Raw genomic sequence first — 21,784 nt, forward strand, 5'->3', positions numbered from 1 at the left:
CCTGTCGATGTCGCCCTGGGCGACGGACGGGCCATTGGATGAGGGATCATGATGAGAACGCTGTTTATGGCCGGATGCGCCGCTTTGATTGCCACGCTGTCTTCCTGCGGTCCTGCCGACGAGGAGAAGAAGAACGCGCCTGCCGATACGTCGCCATCCGTTGAAAACCGTTCGGATGGCAATGCCGCACCCGCCGACCGCGATCCGACGCCGCAGAGCGGCAGCGGCGGCGATATTCCGGCGACCGGAGGCGCTCCTCCGCGCTAACTTTGATTAAAGCGTCGATCTTGCCGCAATGCGGGAACGAAATGGTCCGTGGCGCTTTGTTTGCGCACAGCGACAGAAGGTGCGGACATGGATATCACAACGACCGATTTTAAAGTGGAAGCGGGTTCCTGGTTGGAACTCGGCGCGACCTATGACGGCAATGGCACGAACTTTGCCATTTTCTCCGCGCATGCGGAACGCATTGAGCTTTGCCTGTTCGATCCGAGCGGCAAGAGCGAAATCGCGCGCATCACGCTTCCCGAATATACCAACGAGATCTGGCATGGCTATCTTCCCGGCGTAAAGCCCGGCCAGCTCTATGGGTACCGCGTCCATGGCCCGTTCGATCCGGAAAACGGCCATCGCTTCAATCCCAACAAGCTGCTGATCGATCCTTATGCTCGCGAACTGGTCGGCAATTTCGACTGGAACGATGCGCATTTCGCCTATGATCTGCTGCATGAAGACAAGGACCTTACCTTCGACGAGCGCGACAGCGCCCCTTATACGCCGAAGTGCCGGGTCATCGATCCCTTTGCCTTCGACTGGAGCAGCGACAACCGCCCGAATATTTCCTGGCCCGCAACCGTCGTCTATGAAACCCACGTCAAGGGCTTCACCAAGCTCAACCCGGCCATCCCGGAAAACCTGCGCGGCACGTTTGAAGGCATGGGCCACAAGGCAACGGTGGACTACATCAAGAGCCTTGGCATCACCTCCGTCGAACTGATGCCGGTGCACGAGTTCCCGGACGACCAGCACCTTCTCGACAAGGGGCTGCATAATTTCTGGGGCTACAACACGATCGGCTTCTTCGCGCCCGCCTCGCGCTATTATGGTCCGCGCGGCCTCCAGGGTTTTCGCGATATGGTGCGCGCCTACCATGACGCCGGCATCGAAGTGATCCTCGACGTGGTCTATAACCACACGGCCGAGGGCAACGAGCTGGGGCCGACTCTCTCCTTCAAGGGCATCGACAACTTTTCCTATTACCGCACGCTGCCGGACAATCACCGTTATTACATCAACGACACCGGCACCGGAAACACGGTGAACACCTCGCATCCCCGTGTGCTGCAGATGGTAATGGATTCGCTGCGCTACTGGGTCGATCACATGCATGTCGACGGGTTCCGCTTCGATCTCGGCACCATTCTCGGCCGCGAGCCGGAAGGATTTGACGAGCGCGGCGGTTTCTTTGACGCCATTACCCAGTGCCCGACGCTCTCCAAGGTCAAGCTCATCGGCGAGCCCTGGGATATCGGCCCCGGCGGTTACCAGGTCGGCGGTTTCCCGCCCGGTTGGGCGGAATGGAACGACAAGTATCGCGACACCACCCGCGAATACTGGAAGGGCGACCAGAACACGGCACCGGATTTTGCGGCCCGCCTGCTCGGCTCCGGCGACATCTATGACCTGCGCGGCCGTCGCCCCTGGTCGAGCGTCAACTTCCTCGCTGCCCATGACGGTTTTACGCTGAACGACATGGTGTCCTACAACGAGAAGCACAACGACGATAACGGCGAGGACAATAACGACGGACACAACGACAACCGCAGCTACAACTATGGTGCGGAAGGTCCGACGGAAGACGAGGGCATCAATGCGGTGCGCGAACGCCAGAAGCGCAACTTCCTTGCGACCCTGTTCCTGTCGCACGGGACACCGATGCTGCTGGCCGGCGATGAATTCGGCCGCAGCCAGATGGGCAACAACAATGGCTACTGCCAGGACAGCGAGATCTCCTGGGTTCAGTGGGAAGGCCTGCCGGAAACTAATGAGGCGCTGCGCAACTTCACCCGCCACGTCATTGCCCTTCGCCAGAAACAGCCGTTGTTCCGTCGCGAAAACTGGCGCGATGGCATGGAGGTGAACTGGTTCAACGCCGGCGGCGGCTACCAGCAGCCGGAGCAATGGCTGGAAGGCACGACGCTTGGCCTGCATCTCGGCCGCCGCGACCTTGAAGGCCAGCCGGGCATCTGGTCGGACGTGCTGATGCTGTTTAACCCGTTCGAAGGCACAGTGCCGTTCAAGATCCCGCCGCTCAACAAGGGCCGCTGGATCCTCGAGCTGACTACCGCCGATCCGGCTATCCGTGGCCAGGAAATCGATCAGGATGAGGATTTCGAGCTTGAAGGGCGCAGCCTTGCGGTGTTCCGCCGCGGCTAGGGCCTGAACGATTTTACGACATGGGAAGGCCGGCAGCTCGTTTGCCGGCCTTTTTGTGTTGGGCAGTCGGCAAAGTAAATCGCAAAGGAATTGGTGAACTGTGAAGTGAGACGGAGCATGCTCGGCGCTGAGGCGGCATGAAAAAAGGCCCGCGAGCATGGGCTGCGGGCCTTTCTTGATCATCAATACCACAGCATGACAGCCGGGGAGGAAATCATCGGCCGGTCACGCGACAGAAGCGACCGGCTTTTGTCTCAGGCGCCCAGGCGGCGAAGACCGCCATCCGTGCGGTTGCCGACGAGGTTCGCATAGATCGCGGCATATTTTTCCGCGCTGCGTTCCCAGGAGAAGCGGGTCTTCATGCCCTGGTTCTGCAGGCGTGCCCAGCTGCGCGTGTCGGAATAGGTGTCGAGCGCGCGGCGGAGCGCAAGCCTCAGGCCATCGGTATTGACCGGATGAAACTGGAACCCGGTGGCCACGCGCGCAGAGACAGCAGCATCATTGGCGTCGATGATGGTTTCCGAGAGGCCCCCGGTTCGCGACACCACCGGCACGCAGCCGTAGCGCAGCGCATAGAGCTGGGTGAGGCCGCAGGGTTCGAAGCGGGATGGCTGCACGATCGCGTCCGATCCGCCATGGATCAGATGGGCGGTGGGCTCATCATAGCCAATATGCACGGCCATGCGTCCGGGGAAACGGGCAGCGGTGGCCAGCAGCGCTGCCTCAATGTCATGGTCGCCCTTGCCGAACACGATCAGCTTGCCGCCATTATGGATGATTTCGTCGGCGGTTTCGGCGAGCATGTCCATGCCCTTCTGCCAGGTCAGCCGGGTGACGGCGGAAAACACCGGCCCTTCGCCATGGTCGAGCCCGAAGCGTTCCAGAAGCACAGCGCGGTTCTCGCGCTTGCGCTTGAGGCTGGTCCCATCGTAATTGCGCGGCAGGTAGGTGTCGGTTGCGGGGTCCCAGACATCAAGGTCAATGCCGTTGACGATGCCGCGGAGAGCCATCACGCGTTCGTTCAGCACGCCGTCCAGCCCCATGCCGAACCGCGGCGTCAAGATTTCGCGGGCATAGGTGGGGCTGACGGTCGTAATGGCATCAGCCGTCTGCAGCCCGCCCTTCATATAGCTGATATCGCCGAAATATTCGAGACATTGGGTCGTGTAAGTGCTGGCAGGCAGGCCGATGGCGTGCAGGCGGTCGACGCCGTACTGCCCCTGGAACGCCAGATTATGAATGGTCAGAACGACCGGCAGGGTGCAGCCCATCTCGCGCATGTAGACGGAGGTCAATGCTGCCTGCCAGTCATGGGTATGAACCAGATCCGGCTTCCAGGAGGGCAGGGCGCCATTGGCGATTCCGGCGGCTGCGCGCGACAGGGCAGCAAACCGCTTCCAGTTGTCCGGATGATCGTTGCCTGCCTCGTCGACGTAGGGCCCGCCCGGACGGTTGAACAGGGCCGGAGCGTCCAGGACGAAAAGGTCGAGGTCATCCACCTGCGCATGCAGGAGGCTTGCCTGTTCGCCCAGCAGATCGTCAAAGGCAAGCAGCGGAACCGCGCCCTTGATCTTGTCCATGACGACGGGATAGCCCGGAAGGAGTGTCGATGTGAAAATTCCGCAGGTCTGCAAGGCCTTGGGAAGCGAGCCGGTCACGTCGGCCAGACCACCCGTCTTGATGAGGGGGAATAGCTCCGAAGTTACCGATAATACGTTCATGTGGGGCCTGTCCCTCTCTGGCGCGACCGTCTCTGCTAAACGATCCCGGCCACGCCGAACCCGGCGGTCTATAAAGCTGATCGGAGCGTTCATCATGGCGAAATCCTGCGCGCGCCTGTCATCGTGTGGTGGCAAACGCGCCGGCCATGGGCGACGTTCCATCGGCGGGGGGAAATACGGAGGGAGGAAGGCTGGGCCTGCATGCCGTGTCCAAACAAAGATCAAAGGAAATTCGGCGCCGTGAATCCCTTCACGACGCAAAGAAGCAATTGATGGCAAAGGGTGCGCGACTGTACCGCCGTCTTTGGCAGGGGCACCCGGACCTCGCACGCCGCAGCGCTAAGAAGTGACGTGGTGTTAAAGACCGGTCTTCTTCACCGCGCGCGTCTTTGCCGGTGCGGCCGCAGACTTTGCGGCAGCCTTCGGCTTTGCCTTGGCGGGAGCGGTATCGATGACGGGATCGGTTGGCGCCGGCTCAACGGCGATCGATTTGGCTGCGTTCGTCTTGGCAGCGCTTGTTTTTGCGCCCTTTTTGCCAGATGCACTTGCCGCTTCAAATTCCTTGCGTGCCTGTTCCCAATGCTCGGCATCCTTGCCGTGGGTGTAACCGTCAGCCTCCCATAATGCATAGGCCCGGTTTCTGATCCACTCTTCCGAATCCGCCATCGTCGTCTCCATTTGCCCGAGCATCGAAACGCGCACTTTTCGTAAAAGTTCCAGCGCCGACGAATTTTGTGCGCTGCGGTGGCAACTGGCAACCCGCCGGGAGGGGAATTTTTTATAAAAAGACGTGGAACCTTCGGTGTCCCTTGCGGTTTAAACGCCAGGGTGAGGAGGCCCGTTCCATGGAAAAATGTGTCGATATCATTCCCCACGCCACCGGCTGGATCTACATGCTGAATGGAAAACCGTCGGCATCATATCCGTCCTATAGCTTGGCGTTGAGCGCTGCCAAGCGCCATGCGCAGGATGAACTGGAGACGCTGCGCCGTCCGGTGTTCCGCCGACAGGAGGTGAACGGCGATATGACGCGGGTGATGCCGCAGCAGCCCGGCGCCGCTCTCTGAGCGCTGAGCGCCTTCGCCAGCCATGTCGCCTCTTTGATTTCAAGACAGTAAAAAGCCCGCCACTCCGAGAGACTGGCGGGCTTTTCACTATTTAGACTTGAGGCAGTGCCTGCGGCTCACGCACCGGCGAGCCGCAGATGAGACCTCAGGCGGCCTTCTTGGCGGCAATGTTCACGGCGCTGCCGGCCAGCGTGGTCAAGGTGGCGTCGGTCTTGCTTTCCTCGGAAAGCGTTTCCTCAAGAAGGGTTACTGCGTCCTTGAGGCTGAGCTGCTTTGCCCAGGCGACTAGCGTGCCGTAGCGGCTGATTTCATAGTGTTCGACAGCCTGTGCTGCGGCCAGAAGGCCGGCGTCGAGGGCGGGAGTGCCCTTGAATTCTTCAAGGATTTCCTCGCCCTCTTCAAGAATGCCTTCGATGGCGGCGCAGGTTTTGCCGCGGGCGCGCTTGCCGATCAGTTCAAACACCTGCTGAAGGCGCTCGATCTGGCCATCGGTTTCTTCCTTGTGCGTCAGGAAAGCCTGCTTCAGCTTTTCGTCCTGGGCGCCACGCGCCATCTTCGGCAGTGCCTTGGAAATCTTGCGCTCGGCGTAATAGATGTCTTTCAGGGTTTCGTAAAACAGATCATCAAGGGTCTTGGTCGCCATGGTCGGTGTCTCCTCAGCGGGTTTTGGGGAATAGCGTGGCGCGTGAAGCGCAAGGGTGTAACCGGCCGGTCACCACAATGTTCCATACTGCGCCGCAAAATTGCGCCAGTTGCCGGCTGACCGACGCGTCGCGCGGCGGTTGTCGTCTGTTCGACCTTTCCGGGACGCAACCTTCAGGAACGATGACAGGGGGCAGATGTTTTATGGCTGCCTTGATCAAACGTTGAGAGGATTTGGAAATGCAGACGATGAAGATCTACCGGCTGGTGCCGAGCGCCCCATTGGATGATCCGCAGTGGATGGATCGCCCACCGCAGGGGGAAGTGGTCGTGCGGGCACTGACGGCCGGCGACGCACGGCTGGTCGCCACGGACGCGGAACTGGATTTCACCGAGATCGATGCCAGTCCCGCCGAGGGAAACTCCACCCGCATGGCAAGCGCCTTTCGGAGCGAAAAGCTTTATACCGTCATCGAGGATCTCTCCGGCCGGTTTCCAACCGAGGGTCCGCGGGAAGTTCTGGATGGCGTGGTGCGGATCGACACGATCCTGCCGCTGCAGGTCGACTAAACAGACGGCAGCGTCGACGCGCGCCGGACGCTGCCTTGCTCGCCTCAGCTCAGTCCTGTTGGTCGATCTTTTCGTTCAGCGCCTTCTGCAGCTGAAGCGCCAGGTCGAGCAGGCGATCGGGAACCGGCTCTTTTTCGATCTCGCCGAGGAGATCGGCAACCTTGCCGCTGACCTTGTTTCCCAGAATTGTTTTTCCGCCGGTCATTTTTTCCGAATTTCTCGTCATCCCGACCTCTCGGCGGAGCCTTGTGTGCGTGCGTCGGTTGCGCGGCGCGGCAGTGGCGTCCGGCAGCAACCTCTAAACTACTGGAAAGCGCGGAATGGGCTTGCTTGTCAATGGGCAGCGCACGCAAAGCGACGCCCGGCTGCGCGATCGGCCGCCGGGCGTGACTTATCGATCAGATTTGGATCAGGTACGGCCGGGGATGGAGGTGATGGTGGCCGAGACCGGATCGCTTGCGGGAAACGTGTCTTCAAGCCCCTTGTCCAGCTGCTGTTCGATATCCTCGCCGTTATGGCGGTCGGATTCCAGCGGCAGGGTCTGGCCGCCATCGGCCGATGCGCTGTTTGCATCCACCATCTCATCCGGCAGGACATCGTTTTCAACGATGCGGCCGAGGAATTCCTTCGCCTTTGCAATCGCGTTGGTGCGATTGATATCGGCGGTCTGCGCGCGAAGGCTGACGGAGACGACATTGCCGCCCTGCTCGACGAATTCGACCGTATAGCCGGACTTGCCGCCGCCCTCTGCAATCACCTGGGTTCCAACGATGCTCATGGTGCCACCTTTTCGGTTTCCTTGAAGTTGGCCCAAGAACGAAAAGCACCCTGAGTTTGTTCCGCAACGCCGTGGATTGAGGAAGGGGTAAGGACAACCGCCGATCGCCATATTCAAGCGGAACCAAATAGACACACGCGACGTTTGCCACCTCGATCCCACCACCGCTATTGGAGAGGTTTGCAACGGTGTCCGAATCACAGTTGAGTCGCGATCCTGCACGCGCAGACATTGTCAGACTCATCCCCGCTCTCCGCGCGTTTGCCCGCACCTTTTGCCGCAATTCGTCCGACGCAGATGATCTGGTGCAGGAAACGCTGATGAAGGCGCTCGGGAACCTTGACAAGTTCGAGCCCGGCACAAAGCTGAAATCCTGGCTCTTCACGATCATGCGCAATACATTTTACACGCGCGCGAAGATCCTGGGGCGTGAGGCGCCGGGGCTTGAGGAATGCGTGTCCGGCGATTCGCCGATGGAGGCAACGCAGGAGATTCAGGCAAGGGCCCGGGAAGTGCAGCAGGCACTGGCGAAACTTCCCCCGCATTACCGCGAGGTTCTGACGCTCGTGGCGATCCTCGGGGAAAGCTACGAGTCTGCCGCCGAGATCTGCGATTGCGCCATCGGCACCGTAAAGAGCCGGCTGAACCGTGCCCGCCATCAGATTCTGCAGGAGCTTGGCGAGGAATAAAGTACACCTCCTCGTCTTGAGGACGCATTGGAACGCCCTACTGGAAAGTTTCAGACACGCTCTGGAACCTTTTGACGATGGATGCCGTTACCGGCGCGGGTATGGCCAGTGGCCATGGCCTTCCGCACACTATTTTGGGATTTTCAATATGTCCGTTACGATCACAGCGGTCCTGTTCTCCTTGATCGGGATTGCTCTGGCCGCCGGTGGCGCCCAGCTCATGATGCTGGGTGGGAGTGTCTATTACCTCATCACCGGCATTGCTTTTCTCCTCACCGCCATCCTGCTTTTCCTGCGGCGCGCTGCAGCGCTTTGGCTTTATTCGCTGATCATTCTCGGCTCGCTCGGCTGGTCGTTGTGGGAAGTTGGCTTCGACTGGTGGCAGCTTGGCCCGCGCGGCGGTGTCATCATCGTGCTCGGCATGTGGTTGCTCACCCCATGGATCCGCAGGCCTCTGGGCTTCAAGAGCCCGACGACCGGTTTTAGCTATGGCGCAAGCGCCGGCCCGCTTGGGGCCTCCGTAGCGCTTGCCATCGTCATCGCGGTCATCTCTATGGTGGTCAATACGACGGACACCCACGGCAACCTGCCGCAGGACCAGGTAGCCGCAGCACCCAATCTGGGAGGCGACGTTCCGCCCGGCGAATGGCATCAGTACGGACGCACACCTTACGGTCAGCGATACTCGCCGCTGGATCAGGTGAATGTCGACAATGTTTCCAAACTGCAGGAAGTCTGGCGTTTCCAGACTGGCGACGTCAAGCTGCCGCAGGATGTGGGCGAAACGACCTATCAGGTCACCCCGCTCAAGGTCGGTAATTCGCTCTATGTATGCACGCCGCATAACTGGGCGATCGCCATCGACGCGACAACCGGCAAGCAGATTTGGAAATTCGACAGCAATTCCGGTCTCAACCCGGACCGTCAGCACCAGACCTGCCGCGGTGTAACCTATTATGCCGATCCGGCGGCCGCACCGGATGCGCCCTGCGCCACGCGCGTCTATCTGCCGACATCCGATGCCCGGCTGATCGCGCTCGACGCCAAGAACGGCCAGGTCTGCACGACCTTTGCCGACAATGGCACGCTGCGTCTGCAGGCCGGCATGCGCTATAATCCGGCCGGTTATTATTACTCGACCTCTCCGCCGGTCATTGTCGGCGGCAAGATCATCATTGGCGGTGCCGTCAACGACAATTACTCCACCCATTCGCAGTCCGGCGTCATCCGCGCCTTTGACGTGAACACCGGTGCCCTGGTGTGGAACTGGGATTCCGGCAATCCGACGCAGACGGCTCCTTTGCCGGAGGGCCAGAGCTATACGACCAACTCCCCCAACAGCTGGTCGGTGTTCAGCTATGACGAGGCTCTCGGGCTCGTCTATATTCCGCTCGGCAATCAGGTGCCTGACCAGCTCGGCATGAACCGCTCGGAAAGTGTGGAGAAATATTCCTCCTCCATCGTGGCGCTCGACATCAACACCGGTGCCGATCGCTGGGTGCGCCAGACCGTGCATCATGACCTCTGGGACATGGACGTGCCGGCGCAGCCGGTGCTGATGGATCTGACCAAGTCCGATGGCACTCAGGTACCGGCCCTGATCGGCCCGACCAAGCAGGGTGACATCTATGTGCTGGACCGCCGCACGGGCGAACCGATCATCGATGTCAGCGAAAAGCCGGCTCCGGGCGGCGCGATCCCCGAGGATCATACCTCGCCCACGCAGCCGATCTCGGCGCTCAACTTCCGCCCGCGCACGCTGGAAGGCCGCGACATGTGGGGCGTCACCATGTTTGACCAGCTGGTGTGCCGCATCCGCCTGAAGCAGATGAAATACGAAGGCCAGTACACGCCGCCCTCGCTGCAGGGAACGATCGTCTATCCCGGCAATTTCGGCACCTTCAACTGGGGTTCCGTGGCGGTCGATCCGGAGCGCATGGTGATGTTCGGCATGCCGACCTACCTTGCCTTCACCTCGCAGCTCGTTCCGCGTTCGGAAGTTCCGCCGAAGGGATCGGACGAGAAGGGGTCGGAACAGGGCCTCAACCGCAACGAAGGTGCACCATATGCCGTGCGCATGGGACCCTTCCTCGGCCCGCTGCAGATCCCCTGCCAGGCACCGCCATGGGGTTATGTCGCAGGGACCAACCTGCGCACCGGCGACATCGCCTACAAGCTGAAGAACGGCACCGTCTACGACATGACGCCGCTGCCGCTGCCCTTCAAGCTCGGCGTTCCGGGCATCGGCGGCCCGATGATCACCAAGGGCGGCGTTGCCTTCCTGGGGGCTGCCGTCGACAACTACCTGCGGGCCTACAACCTCACCAATGGCGAGCAGCTGTGGGAAGCACGGCTTCCGGCCGGTGGCCAGTCCACGCCGATGACCTATTCGGTGGATGACGGTCGCCAGTTCGTGGTGATGGTCGCCGGTGGTCATGGCTCGGTCGGCACCAAGGCCGGTGATTATGTTATCGCCTATGCCCTGCCGCGCTAAGCCTCGGCATTCATGAGAAAAGCCCGGCGCGTGAGGCTCACGCGCCGGGCTTTTTGCGTTGAAGGCAGCCTGGAAAAGGTCAGAGAGGCTGCTGGGCCGTAATGCTGTTGACGACCGACCGGATGCCCGGCACGGACAGAGCCACTTCTTCGGCGCGGGTCACTTCGCCCGGACGAAGCACGCGTCCCGCAAGATTTGCCTGAGAGCCTTTGACGGTGACGGTGACATCGGTGGCGTCAAGGCCGCCGGCGCCCGCAAGGGCTGCGGCAACGGCGGTTTCCAGCGCCGCCTGCGACGGAACCTCACGCTCCACCGTCGGCTCCAGTTCATGAAAAGTCTGTGGTTTGAAAACCATGCGGTGTCCTCCTGATGTTGCGTGCTATTCTAACGTCTGAAGGCGACCTTGGTTCAGCCGGCCTGCAGGGCAGAGGCGATGGACGCCTTCAGCTGCTGCTGCGAAAACGGCTTAGGAAGCCGGGGAAGCTGGATGGTTTCGCCGGACGGCAGCTCCGCATAGCCAGTTGCGAGCACGATCGGCAAACGAGGCTGGGATACGCGAATGCGGTGCGCAAGTTCGGCCCCCGTCATCTTCGGCATGGAGTGGTCGGTGATCACCATGTCCACCATCGTGCCACCTTCGAGGACCTTCAGCGCCTCTTCTCCATTATACGCCTCGATCACGGTGTGGCCGAGATCCTCCAGCATGAGCGTGGTGTTCATGAGCACAAGCGCATCGTCATCGACGGCGAGAATAGTGAGCGCGCGGTCGAGGATCGGGCTGTCAAACATGGGGATTACCTCTTCCTTCGGCAGCACGTGCACTGCATCTTTCTGAACGATCGCTGGAAGCAGCATGGTGACGGTGGTGCCGACGCCCTTTTCGCTCTCCAGCCGTAATTGCCCGCCGGATTGTTCCGTCAGGCCCTGAACCATGGAAAGGCCGAGCCCGGTGCCCTTGCCGATCCCCTTGGTGGTGAAGAAGGGGCTTGTCGCCCGCTCCAGCGTCTGCGCATCCATGCCTTCGCCACGGTCGTTCACCGATACCGCCACGTAGATGCCGCTCGCCAGCATTCCCTGGGGTTCGCTCAGGTGCTGAGCCGCGGCGGAAATGCGGATCGTGCCGCCGCCCGGCATGGCATCGCGCGCATTGACGACGAGGTTGATCAGCGCCGTTTCGAACTGGTTGGCATCGGTGAGAATATAGGGGAGGTCGGCCTCATAGGAGGCCTCGATGGCCGTGTTGGCGTCCAGTGACCGACGCATCAGCTCCAGCATGCCTTCGATCGACTCTTCCACATCGATGGTCCGGACATCCAGCTCCTGCCGGCGCGAAAAGGCCAGCAGCCTCTGTGTCAGTGCTGCCCCGCGCTCGGCGCCGCGAATGGCGTTGGCCACAAGCGGCGTGAGCTGTGGATCGGCGGGCAGTCGTTTTTCGAGGATCTGCAGGCTGCCGAGCACGGCCATCAGCAGATTGTTGAAGTCATGCGCAATGCCGCCCGTCAGCTGCCCTATGGCTTCCACCTTCTGGGCCTGAAACAGATCTTCGCGCGCTTTGGCGAGCGCCAGTTGCGTGTCGCGCTTCTCGCTGATGTCGCGGGTGATCTTGGCAAATCCGAGCAGCGTGCCGTCTTCATCCCGAATGGCGTCGATCAGCACATTCGCCCAGAAGCGGCTGCCATCCTTGCGAACGCGCCAGCCCTCCTTTTCGAAGCGTCCAATGCTGGTTGCAACGGCAAGGCCTTTTTCCGGGGCGCCGCTGGCACGGTCTTCCGGCGTATAGAAGCGGGAAAAGTGCTCCCCAATGATTTCCGACGCCGTATAGCCTTTCACGCGCTCGGCGCCCGGGTTCCAGCTGGCCACATGACCCTGAGGGTCGATCATGTAGATGGCATAATCGCTAATGGAATTGATCAGCAGCCGCGCGTGATCGTGTGTTGCCAGCTGCTCCTTTAGGCCATCGGCCATTGCGCCCCCATCCTCGCCTACATTTTGCGGCTCTTATAAACGCGCTCTGTCATAAATGGTTCCACGGCATTCAAAAATCTTCGGGGGGCGTTGACAAAAAGGCAGCGCATGATACGACTGACGAAATTATAAATTCGTCAGTCGTTAGTCAGAAGGTGTCATGAGCGATCAGTCGGCCCCGTCCCAGGAAAATACGCGCAAGGAGAATGTCGAGCGTATCCTCGACACCGCTGCGCGCCTGTTCATGCATTACGGCTATGCGAAGACGAACGTGGCAGACATCGCCCGCGAATTGTCGATGTCGCCCGCCAATATCTATCGCTTCTTCTCCTCCAAGGCCGAGATCCACCAGGCCATCGCGAGGCGTATGCTGGAGCAGCAATATGCCATCCTGGCCGCCAATGCCAAAGGTGGCGGGGCGGCGGCAGAGCGCCTGAAGAACCATCTTCTGCTGCAGCACCGCATCACCGTCGAAACCATGCTCGATGACGAGAAGGTTCATGAAATGGTGCTGGTGGCCATGGACCAGCAATGGCAGGTGATCCAGCAGCATCTGGAGCGCGTGCGCGAACTGATCCGCTCGATCATCGACGATGGCATTTCTGCAGGCGAATTTCGTGCGCAGGACAGCCTTTTGGCGGCCGAGTGCTTCATGCAGGCAGCCACCGCATTCTGCCACCCGCAGATCGTTTCGAAAAAACTGAGCCAGGATGAGGTTGCAGGCCCGGATGATATGGCCGCCTTCATCCTGCGCGCTCTCGTTTAGTCAGTTCAGAGCAGGGGATCGAGACGATCCGCCCTTCACACGCCGGTAGGAGCCGCAGAAGTGACGAAAAAGACCACGATGTCCTGGCAACAATTCGCCGTGGCTGCTTCGCTGATGGTCCTGGTGGGCTGCAGCGAGGAAAAGCAGGCTGCCGCTCCCGAAGCGCGACCCGTCAAGGTGGTGACGGTGGCGGAGCCGGATGAAGGACGGCTTCTGCAGTATTCGGGCGCCGTCAAGGCGCGCCGCGAGATCGCGCTCGGTTTCCGCGTGGATGGCAAGATCACCGAACGCCTGGTCGATGTCGGGCAGCGGGTCAAGTCCGGGGATGTGCTCGCGCGCCTCGACCCGGTCGATTACGAACTGTCCGTGCGCCAGGCGGAAGCGGAACTTGCCTCGGCGGAAAAGCAGGTGGATATCACCCGCCTTGCGCTGCGCCGCGCCGAAATCCTGCAGGAAAAGAGCGTCACCTCGCAATCGGCGCTGGAGCAGAGCCAGCTGTCGCATGATCAGGCCGTTGCCGCGCGCGATGCAGCCGTCTCCGCGCTTGAGCAGGCCCGCAACAAGGTGTCCTATGCCAGCCTGAAGTCAGGTGTCGATGGCATCGTCACGGCCGTCAGCGCTGAAGCGGGCCAGGTCGTGGCGGCCGGTTCTTCCGTCGTCACGGTGGCTGCCGATGGTGCCAAGGAAGTCGAGATTGCCGTTCCGGAGGTCGATATTGCCGAGTTCAAGCCTGGCAAGGCGGTGAAGGCCAGCTTCTGGTCGAACAGCGGCCTGTCGCTCATTGGTACCGTGCGCGAAATCGCCGGCAGCGCCAGCAGCACGTCGCGCACCTTTGCCGTTCGCGTCAGCCTGCCGGATGATCCGCAGCTGCGCCTTGGCATGACCGCAACGGTGACGGCGACCACAGAGGGCGCAACGCCCGCCTATGTTCTGCCGCTTTCGGCGCTTGCCAAGCAGAACGGCAAACCGGTCGTGTGGGTATTTGACCAGGCCTCCGGCGCCGTTCATGTGCGCGAGGTCACAGTTGGCGGCTTCTCCGATGACGGCGTGCGCGTGACCGGTGGCATTGCCAAGGGTGATGTGGTTGTGGCCGCCGGCACGCAGTTCATGCGCGAGGACATGAAGATCCGCCTCTACGGGCAAGCGTCCGAAACCGCCGGCGAGGCTGATGCCGCGCCCCCGATCCGTTCTTGACCCCCACGCTCAAAGGCAGGACACCTCCATGACATCCTCCCGCCAGGACAGGTCCGGAAAACAGCCCTTCAACCTGTCGCGCTGGGCAATCGCCCATCCGAGCATCGGCCGCTTCCTCTTCGGCATCATCATCGTCATCGGTGGCCTTGCCATCATGAACATGGGCCAGAAGGAAGATCCGGATTTCACCTTCCGCGTCATGGTGGTGCAGGCCGTCTGGCCGGGCGCCTCCATCGAGGAGATGCAGGATCAGGTGGTCAACAAGATTGAGCGCAAGCTGCAGGAAACCCCGCATCTGGATTGGGTGAAATCCTATACGCGCGCCGGTTCCTCGATCACGACGCTGCAGATCAAGGGCGATACGAGTTCCGCACAGGTGGCCGATGCCTTCTATCAGGTACGCAAGAAGATCGGCGATATCGAGCAGGAACTGCCGAGCGGGCTTCTCGGCCCCTATTTCAACGACGAATTTGGCGACACCTATATCACGCTCCATGCGCTGACCGGTGACGGCTACAGCTATCCCGAGCTGAAGACCTTCGCCACGCAGGCCCGCGACATGCTGCTGGCCACCAAGGGTGTCGAGAAGGTCTCGATCCTGGGCGCCCAGGACGAGAAGATCTATGTCGACGTCTCCTCCAAGACGCTTGCCGAGCGCAATCTGACCTTCACCGATATCCAGAACGCGCTCGCCGGCCAGAACAATGTCGATCCCGCCGGTACGGTTGAAACCGCAACCCGCTCGGTGCGCATCTCCGTGGAAGGCGGCGTGCGCACGCCGGAAGACATCCGCGCCTTGCGCATCCGAAGCGGTGACCAGGTGTTTCGCCTCGGCGATATCGCGACCGTCAGCAAGGGACTGATCGATCCCTATGATCGCAAGTTCCGCTTCAATGGCCGCGATGCCGTGGAAATCGGCGTGGTCATGCAGAACGGCTACAAGGTGACGGATGTCGGCCAGTGGGTCGAGGAAACCTACAAGCGGTTCGAAAGCGCTCTGCCGGTCGGTGTGTCCGTTGCGCAGATCTCCAATCAGCCGGAAGTGGTGCACGAGGCGGTCGGCGAGTTTTCACAGGCCCTTCTTGAAGCACTGGTCATCGTGCTGGTGGTGTCGCTGCTGTCGATCGGCTGGCGCTCGGGCATCGTCATTGCGATCTCCATTCCGCTGGTGCTCGCCGCCACCCTTGCCATCATGTACGAGCTTGGCATCGAGCTGCAGCGCATCTCGCTTGGCGCCCTTATCATCGCGCTCGGCCTTCTGGTCGATGACGCGATGATCGTGGTGGAACTGATGGAGCGCAAGCTGGAGGAGGGGCTGGAAAAGCTCGACGCCGCCACCTTTGCCTATTCCTCGACCGCCTTCCCGATGCTGACCGGCACGCTGATCACCACGGCCGGCTTCATTCCCGTCGGCTTTGCGGCCTCGACCGCCGGCGAATACGTGCGCTCGCTGTTTTATGTCGTCGGCATTGCGCTGGTGACCTCGTGGTTCGTCGCGGTCTATTTCACGCCCTGGCTCGGCTACATGATCCTGAAGCAGCGCGCCCATGCCGGCACGCATCATGACAGCTATGATACGCGCTTCTATCGCGCCTTGCGCGGAACGGTCGGCTGGGCGGTCAGACACCGGATCATCGTTCTCCTGATGACGCTGATGGTGTTTGCAGGCTCTCTCTACAGTTTCAAGTTCATCCCGCAGAGCTTCTTCCCGCAGTCCTCGCGCCCGGAAATCCTCGTCGATCTGTGGTTGCCGGAAGGCACGGCGATTGCGGAGGTGGAACGCCAGGCCAAGGCGCTCGAACAGAAGATCATGGACGATCCGGACAAGAAGTTCGTCGCCACCTTCATCGGCGAAGGTGCGCCGCGCTTCTTCCTGCCGCTCGACCAGCAGCTGCGCAACCCGAATTTCGCCCAGCTGCTCATAATGTCAAACGGGCTTGAGGAGCGCGAGCGGATGATCGTCAAGCTGCGCAAGATCCTGGCCGAGGATTTCCCGACGGTGCGCGGTAAGGTCGATCGCCTCTTCCTCGGCCCGCCGGTGGGCTGGGCCGTGCAGATGCGCGTGACGGGTCCAGACCGTGCCGAAGTGCGCCGCATTGCCGATCAGGTGAAGGAGCGTTTCCATCAGAATCCGCTTCTCGGCACCGTGCATGACGATTGGCTGGAGCCGGTGATAGCCATGAAGCTCATCATCGACCAGGACCGTGCCCGTGCGCTGGGTGTCAGTTCGCAGCGCGTGCGCCAGATGCTTTATGCCACGTTGAGCGGGGCAACGCTCGACCAGTTCCGCGATGGCGAGGAAACCGTGTCCATCGTCCTGCGTGAGCCCGATGCGACGCGCCATCTGCTGACGGCGGTTAATTCGATCTACATCCCGACGGACAATGGTGGCTTCGTGCCGGTCTCGCAGGTGGCGCGCGTCGAACCCGTGCAGGAAAACGGCATCGAATGGCGCCGTGACCGCCTGCCGACCGTCTCCATCAAGGCGACCGTGCCGGATGGTGTTGAACCCAACGACCTGGCGCTGAAGATGTATCAGGGCATGGGCGATCTGCGCAGTGCGCTTCCGGCGGGCTACAAGGTCGAGATCCAGGGTGGCGCCGAGGACGCGGCGGAGAGCCAGATGTCGATTGCCGCCAAGGCGCCTGTCATGCTGTTCGTGATCGTCGCGCTGCTGATGATCCAGCTGCAGCACTTTGGCAAGTCGATGCTGGTGCTGGCGACGGGGCCGCTCGCCATCATCGGGGCATCGGCCGCGCTCCTCGTCACCGGTGCTCCCTTCGGTTTCGTGGCGATCCTCGGTGTTATTGCGCTCCTTGGCATCATCATCCGCAACTCGATCATCCTGGTCGACCAGATCGACCAGGATATTGCCTCCGGAATGGCGCGGGCCGAAGCCATCGTCGGAGCCGCCGTGCGCCGTTTTCGCCCGATCATGCTGACGGCGCTGGTGGCGGTTCTGGCCCTTATCCCGATTTCCCGCGGCCTGTTCTGGGGACCGCTCGCCTATGCCATGATGGGCGGCATCCTGGTGGGCACTGTCCTTACCATTTTGGTGCTGCCGGCCGCCTACGCCCTGTTCTTCGGCCGCGAGCCGAAATCCCGAAAGCCCTCCGGCGAGAACGATGATCGCCCGAAGGAGCCCTCGTCGCTCACTCTTCCCACCGCCGCGGAATGAGCGACAGGCGGGAAGCGGTGCCCCTGCCGCTTCCCGCCCTCTCTTGAGGGGAAGCATGGCTTGGAAAGACCATCGCGGTTCGACCCTGGATTGAGTGGAAAATTCCGGATCCGTCTGCCAAGGCAGATGCCGGGTTTCTCGCGTTGGCGCAGGTGAACCCGTAAAGTCCGCTCAACTGACGTTGACCGGAGATTTTCATGAACCGCCTCCTTATTCTTGGCACTGCGCTTGCGGCACTTTTTGCAGCACCTGCCTTTGCCGAAGGTCCGAACAAGCTTCTCAACGCGTCCTACGATGTCGCCCGCGAGGTGTTTGCTGCCGAAAACGAGGCCTTCATCAAGACCCATCCGGGCATCACCATCGATCAGTCGCATGCCGGAACCTCGAAGCAGGCGCGCGCCATCGTGGAAGGTCTGGAAGCTGACGTTGTGACCTTCAACCAGGTCACGGATATCGATTTTCTGGTGAAGCAGGGCTTTGTCTCGGCCGACTGGCAGAAGAACTTTCCCAATGAGGCTTCGCCCTTCTATTCCTTCCCGTCCTTCCTGGTGCGGGCCGGCAATCCGAAGAACATCAAGGACTGGAAGGATCTTGCCCGCGACGACGTGAAGGTGATCTTCCCCAACCCGAAGACCTCCGGCAATGCGCGCTACACCTATCTCGCCGCCACCGCCTATGCCAAGGAAGCCTTCGGCGGCGACGAGGAGAAGGTGGAAGCCTTCGTGAAGAAGATTTTTGACAACGTGCCGGTCTTCGACACCGGAGGCCGTGCGGCAACTACCACCTTTGTCGAGCGCGGAACCGGCGATGTCCTGATCACGTTTGAAGCCGAAACGCGCGGCATTGCCAAGCAATACGGTGCCGACAAGGTGGAAAGCGTCATTCCGTCCGTCTCGCTGCTCGCCGAATTCCCGGTCGCCGTGGTCGACAAGGTGGCCAAGAAGCACGGCACGCAGGAACTGGCCAAGTCGTATCTCGACTTCCTTTACAGCGAGGAGGGCCAGCGCATCGCGGCGCAGTTCGGCCACCGCGTTCACAATGAAAAGGTCACGGCAGAGTTCAAGGATCAGTTCCCCTCCATCCGTCTGGTGAATGTCAACGACGTGTTCGGCGGCTGGGACAAGATCCAGAAGGAGCAGTTTGCCTCCGGCGGCACGCTCGACAAGCTGTACGGCAGCCGTTAACCCAATAGCATTGGCAACGCTTGCAAAACCCGGCGGATCCTCACCGCCGGGTTTTGCCGTGAATTCCGAGGAGTGCCTACAATGACCCCCGAAAGAAGCGCATCGTGAGACGCAATGTCCTGCCGGGCCTCAATCTGTCGCTCGGGATTACCCTGTTTTATGTCGGCCTGATCGTTGTCCTGCCGCTGGCAGCGCTGATCTTCAAGGCCTCCAGCCTGGGCTTTGCCGAATACTGGACCATTGTTTCTTCGCCGCGCTCGGTTGCGAGCTATCGGGTGACGGCGCTTGCCGCGCTGGCGGCGACCATCTTCAACCTCTTCTTCGGGCTGGCGCTTGCCTGGGTGCTGACGCGTTACCGCTTTCCCGGTCGCCGGATCATCGATGCGATGGTGGATTTGCCCTTTGCCCTGCCAACGGCGGTGGCCGGCATTTCGCTCACGGCCCTCTTTTCCGCCAATGGCTGGTTCGGATCGGTTCTGTCCGATATCGGCATCAAGGTCGCCTATACGCCGCTCGGCATCATGATTGCCATGTGCTTCACCAGCCTTCCGTTTATCGTGCGCACGGTGCAGCCGGTGCTGGAAGATCTCGATCCGGCGCTGGAAGAGGCGGCGCAGTCGCTCGGAGGTTCCGACTGGACGATCTTTCGAACCGTCATCCTGCCGCTTCTGGCGCCGGCGCTTCTCGCTGGCACATCGCTCTCCTTTGCCCGGTCGCTGGGCGAGTTCGGCGCCATCATCTTCATTGCCGGCAACCAGCCCATGTCGACGGAGATCACCGCGCTGCTGATCTTCATCCGGCTGGAGGAATATGACTATCAGGCCGCCGCCGCCATTGCCTCGGTGCTTCTGCTGACCGCGTTCGCCATGCTCGCCGTCACGAACTGGCTGCAGGCGCGCGCACTGCGCTACACGGTGAAAGGATAGCCAATGAGCACCGCCCGCAGAAAACCGCCGCGCGTTGGCGACAATCCGCTCTTTCGCCGCCTGCTGATCGGCATCGTGCTTTTGCTGGGCGCGCTGCTCATCCTCGCACCGCTCATCGTCATCGGCGTCGAAGCGTTTCGTCAGGGCTGGAAGGTCTATGTCGCGACGCTTGCCAATGCCGATACGCAGCATGCCATCATGCTGACGGTGATCACCGCCCTCATCGCCGTGCCGCTCAACACCATCTTTGGCGTGGCCGCCGCCTGGGCCATGACGAAATTCGATTTTCGCGGCAAGCGCCTGTTGCTGATCGTGACGGAAATTCCCTTTTCCGTCTCACCCATCGTTGCCGGCGTGGCCTATCTCTTCGTTTATGGCCTGCAGGGCATCTTTGGCCCCATGCTCGACGCCTACGACGTGAAAATCCTCTTTGCGCTGCCGGGCATTGTGCTTGCCTCGATGTTCGTCACCGCACCCTTTGTGGCGCGTGAACTCATTCCGCTGATGCAGGCGCAGGGGCGTGATCTGGAAGAGGCCGCCACCTCGCTTGGCGCATCCGGCTGGCGCACCTTCTTTTCCGTCACGCTGCCCAATGTCAAATGGGCCATGCTCTACGGCGTCGTGCTCTGCAACGCGCGCGTGATGGGCGAGTTCGGCGCCGTCTCCATCGTGTCGGGCAATATTCGCGGCCAGACCAACACGCTGCCGCTGCATATCGAACTGCTCTACCATGATTACCAGGCCGCCGGCGCCTTTGCCTCGGCCTCCATTCTGGCGGTCATCGCCGTCTTTACCATCATTGCCAAGGTGGCGCTGGAAGGCCGCGGTGCCGGCCGTCGCGTCAAGCCTGCCACCATTCTCGTCACGCCGGAAACACGCCCATGAAAATCCGCCTCGATAGCGTCATCAAGACATTCGAGACCTTTCGCGCCGTGCATGGCGTCTCGCTGGAGATTGAAAGCGGCGAGCTTGTCGCGCTGCTCGGGCCGTCCGGTTCGGGCAAGACGACAATCCTGCGCATGGTGGCAGGGCTCGAATATGCCGATGAGGGCCACATCTATTTTGGCGATCAGGATGCAACGGATATTCCGGTGCGCGAACGGGGTGTCGGCTTCGTCTTCCAGCATTACGCGCTCTTCCCGCACATGACGGTGGCGGAAAACATCGGCTTCGGCATGAAAGTGTCGAAGGTCAAGCGCGACAAGGCGGAGATTGCCGCCCGCGTGGCGGATCTTCTGCGGCTTGTACGCCTTGAAGGTCTCGGCGACCGGTTCCCCGGCCAGATTTCCGGCGGTCAGCGCCAGCGCGTGGCGCTCGCCCGAGCGCTTGCCGTCGATCCGAAGGTTCTGTTGCTCGATGAGCCCTTCGGCGCGCTCGACGCCAATGTGCGCCACGACCTACGCCGCTGGCTGCGCGAGATCCACCAGGAGCTCGGCATCACCACCATCTTCGTAACCCACGATCAGGAAGAAGCACTCGATCTCGCCGATCGCGTGGTGATCCTGAAAGAGGGAAAAATCGTCCAGCAGGGCACGCCGCAGGAGGTTTGCCGCGATCCGAAGGACGCCTTCGTCATGAAATTTCTGGGCGACGCCAATCGCCTCACGGGTGAGGTAAGGGCAGGGATTGCCCATGTCGGCGGCGCGCAGGTGGCTGCCGCCGGCGTGCCGGATGGACCAGTCGACATCTTTGCCCGCCCGCGTGATCTCGACTGGTCGACCCATGGACCGGGTGTGGCCGCAACGGTGGAGCGCGTGCTGGATCGTCCGGGTGAGCGTCGGGTCATTGCCACGGTTTCGACCGGCGAGACGCTGGAATTCGACGTCGAGCCGGAACAGGCCGTTGAAAAAGGCGAGGCGGGTTTCGTCACGCTGCGCCGGGCCAAGGTGTTTTCGCTGGGGTGATAGTTGGCAAAAGTCCCCCTCTGGCTGCCGCCATCTCCCCCACAAGGGGGGAGAGCGCAGGTGGCTGAGGCTCGCACCAATCGATGAGCTACAGTCAACCCTGTCCCATCTATCGTCACGGCAAGGAACGCGTTGGCGGAAGGGCATGGCGTTGCCACATGGTGTCTCCCCCCTTGTGGGGGAGATGGCGGCAGCCAGAGGGGGCTTTCTTCTCAATACGCGACCAACAAAAAAGGCGCCGGTTCCCCGACGCCTTTTCGATTTCGTAAC

The 21,784-nt window shown here is 61.3% G+C and carries 20 protein-coding genes; 13 read left to right on the forward strand and 7 right to left on the reverse strand.

Translation table 11 applies throughout. The annotated features are described in order from the left end of the window. Window positions 1-48: 48 nt before the first annotated feature. Window positions 49-267 (forward strand): hypothetical protein, encoded by a 219-nt coding sequence (locus tag J2858_RS14020; protein ID WP_210105425.1) that lies wholly within the window; start codon window positions 49-51, stop codon window positions 265-267. An 87-nt stretch (window positions 268-354) separates the two neighbouring features. Then, window positions 355-2,436, forward strand: coding sequence for a glycogen debranching protein GlgX (gene glgX / locus J2858_RS14025; protein ID WP_210105426.1), 2,082 nt, complete (start codon window positions 355-357; stop codon window positions 2,434-2,436). Between the two features lie 254 nt (window positions 2,437-2,690). On the opposite strand, the gene glgA is transcribed toward glgX, so the two are convergent. Further along, complete coding sequence (gene glgA / locus J2858_RS14030; RefSeq protein WP_210105427.1) at window positions 2,691-4,157, reverse strand: glycogen synthase GlgA; 1,467 nt, start codon at window positions 4,155-4,157, stop codon at window positions 2,691-2,693. Window positions 4,158-4,514: 357 nt separating this feature from the next. Next, on the reverse strand, window positions 4,515-4,823 hold the full coding sequence (locus tag J2858_RS14035) for a DUF2934 domain-containing protein (protein WP_210105428.1): 309 nt from the start codon (window positions 4,821-4,823) through the stop codon (window positions 4,515-4,517). Between the two features lie 179 nt (window positions 4,824-5,002). Between J2858_RS14035 and J2858_RS14040 the strand changes: the two genes are divergently transcribed. Then, window positions 5,003-5,224, forward strand: a complete 222-nt coding sequence (locus tag J2858_RS14040) for a hypothetical protein (RefSeq protein WP_210105429.1) — start codon at window positions 5,003-5,005, stop codon at window positions 5,222-5,224. Between the two features lie 145 nt (window positions 5,225-5,369). On the opposite strand, the gene J2858_RS14045 is transcribed toward J2858_RS14040, so the two are convergent. Further along, a complete protein-coding gene (locus J2858_RS14045) occupies window positions 5,370-5,867 on the reverse strand; it encodes a ferritin-like domain-containing protein (protein ID WP_210105430.1) in 498 nt (165 codons plus the stop codon). A 239-nt stretch (window positions 5,868-6,106) separates the two neighbouring features. Between J2858_RS14045 and J2858_RS14050 the strand changes: the two genes are divergently transcribed. Next, window positions 6,107-6,436: a hypothetical protein gene (locus J2858_RS14050; protein ID WP_210105431.1), complete on the forward strand. Its 330-nt coding sequence runs from the start codon at window positions 6,107-6,109 to the stop codon at window positions 6,434-6,436. Window positions 6,437-6,485: 49 nt separating this feature from the next. On the opposite strand, the gene J2858_RS14055 is transcribed toward J2858_RS14050, so the two are convergent. Both J2858_RS14055 and J2858_RS14060 read right to left on the reverse strand, forming a co-directional pair. Further along, window positions 6,486-6,662 (reverse strand): hypothetical protein, encoded by a 177-nt coding sequence (locus tag J2858_RS14055; protein ID WP_210105676.1) that lies wholly within the window; start codon window positions 6,660-6,662, stop codon window positions 6,486-6,488. 183 nt (window positions 6,663-6,845) lie between these two features. Beyond that, complete coding sequence (locus J2858_RS14060) at window positions 6,846-7,214, reverse strand: hypothetical protein (protein ID WP_210105432.1); 369 nt, start codon at window positions 7,212-7,214, stop codon at window positions 6,846-6,848. A gap of 188 nt (window positions 7,215-7,402) precedes the next feature. Here J2858_RS14060 and J2858_RS14065 point away from each other — a divergent pair, with 188 nt between their 5' ends. Next, a complete protein-coding gene (locus J2858_RS14065) occupies window positions 7,403-7,903 on the forward strand; it encodes a sigma-70 family RNA polymerase sigma factor (RefSeq protein ID WP_210105433.1) in 501 nt (166 codons plus the stop codon). Between the two features lie 148 nt (window positions 7,904-8,051). After that, on the forward strand, window positions 8,052-10,397 hold the full coding sequence (locus J2858_RS14070) for a glucose/quinate/shikimate family membrane-bound PQQ-dependent dehydrogenase (protein ID WP_210105434.1): 2,346 nt from the start codon (window positions 8,052-8,054) through the stop codon (window positions 10,395-10,397). Between the two features lie 79 nt (window positions 10,398-10,476). Here the strand turns inward: J2858_RS14070 and J2858_RS14075 are convergent, their stop codons facing one another. Both J2858_RS14075 and J2858_RS14080 read right to left on the reverse strand, forming a co-directional pair. Next, entirely contained in the window at window positions 10,477-10,752 is a 276-nt protein-coding gene (locus J2858_RS14075) for a BON domain-containing protein (RefSeq protein ID WP_210105435.1), read from the reverse strand. 53 nt (window positions 10,753-10,805) lie between these two features. Beyond that, entirely contained in the window at window positions 10,806-12,362 is a 1,557-nt protein-coding gene (locus J2858_RS14080; RefSeq protein ID WP_210105436.1) for a PAS domain-containing sensor histidine kinase, read from the reverse strand. Between the two features lie 160 nt (window positions 12,363-12,522). On the opposite strand from J2858_RS14080, the gene J2858_RS14085 reads away from it, so the two are divergent. The 7 genes from J2858_RS14085 to J2858_RS14115 all read left to right on the forward strand — a co-directional run bounded on the left by J2858_RS14085 (window position 12,523) and on the right by J2858_RS14115 (window position 21,514). After that, window positions 12,523-13,128 (forward strand): TetR family transcriptional regulator, encoded by a 606-nt coding sequence (locus J2858_RS14085; RefSeq protein ID WP_210105437.1) that lies wholly within the window; start codon window positions 12,523-12,525, stop codon window positions 13,126-13,128. Window positions 13,129-13,188: 60 nt separating this feature from the next. Continuing rightward, window positions 13,189-14,322 carry an efflux RND transporter periplasmic adaptor subunit gene (locus J2858_RS14090; protein WP_348635491.1) on the forward strand — a complete coding sequence of 378 codons (1,134 nt, stop codon included), beginning with the start codon at window positions 13,189-13,191 and terminating at the stop codon, window positions 14,320-14,322. 28 nt (window positions 14,323-14,350) lie between these two features. Further along, window positions 14,351-17,500, forward strand: a complete 3,150-nt coding sequence (locus J2858_RS14095) for an efflux RND transporter permease subunit (protein ID WP_210105438.1) — start codon at window positions 14,351-14,353, stop codon at window positions 17,498-17,500. A gap of 197 nt (window positions 17,501-17,697) precedes the next feature. Next, the gene (gene cysP, locus J2858_RS14100; RefSeq protein ID WP_210105439.1) at window positions 17,698-18,684 is read left to right on the forward strand and encodes a thiosulfate ABC transporter substrate-binding protein CysP; all 987 of its coding nucleotides are present in this window, start codon (window positions 17,698-17,700) and stop codon (window positions 18,682-18,684) included. 104 nt (window positions 18,685-18,788) lie between these two features. Then, window positions 18,789-19,610, forward strand: a complete 822-nt coding sequence (gene cysT, locus J2858_RS14105) for a sulfate ABC transporter permease subunit CysT (RefSeq protein ID WP_210105440.1) — start codon at window positions 18,789-18,791, stop codon at window positions 19,608-19,610. 3 nt (window positions 19,611-19,613) lie between these two features. Further along, complete coding sequence (cysW, locus tag J2858_RS14110; RefSeq protein ID WP_210105441.1) at window positions 19,614-20,495, forward strand: sulfate ABC transporter permease subunit CysW; 882 nt, start codon at window positions 19,614-19,616, stop codon at window positions 20,493-20,495. Beyond that, window positions 20,492-21,514 (forward strand): sulfate/molybdate ABC transporter ATP-binding protein, encoded by a 1,023-nt coding sequence (locus tag J2858_RS14115; RefSeq protein WP_210105442.1) that lies wholly within the window; start codon window positions 20,492-20,494, stop codon window positions 21,512-21,514. The genes cysW and J2858_RS14115 overlap by 4 nt, the downstream gene beginning before the upstream one ends. Window positions 21,515-21,784 lie beyond the last annotated feature (270 nt).

Origin of the sequence: Neorhizobium galegae (assembly GCF_017877135.1) — a bacterium.
GTDB lineage: Bacteria > Pseudomonadota > Alphaproteobacteria > Rhizobiales > Rhizobiaceae > Neorhizobium > Neorhizobium galegae_A.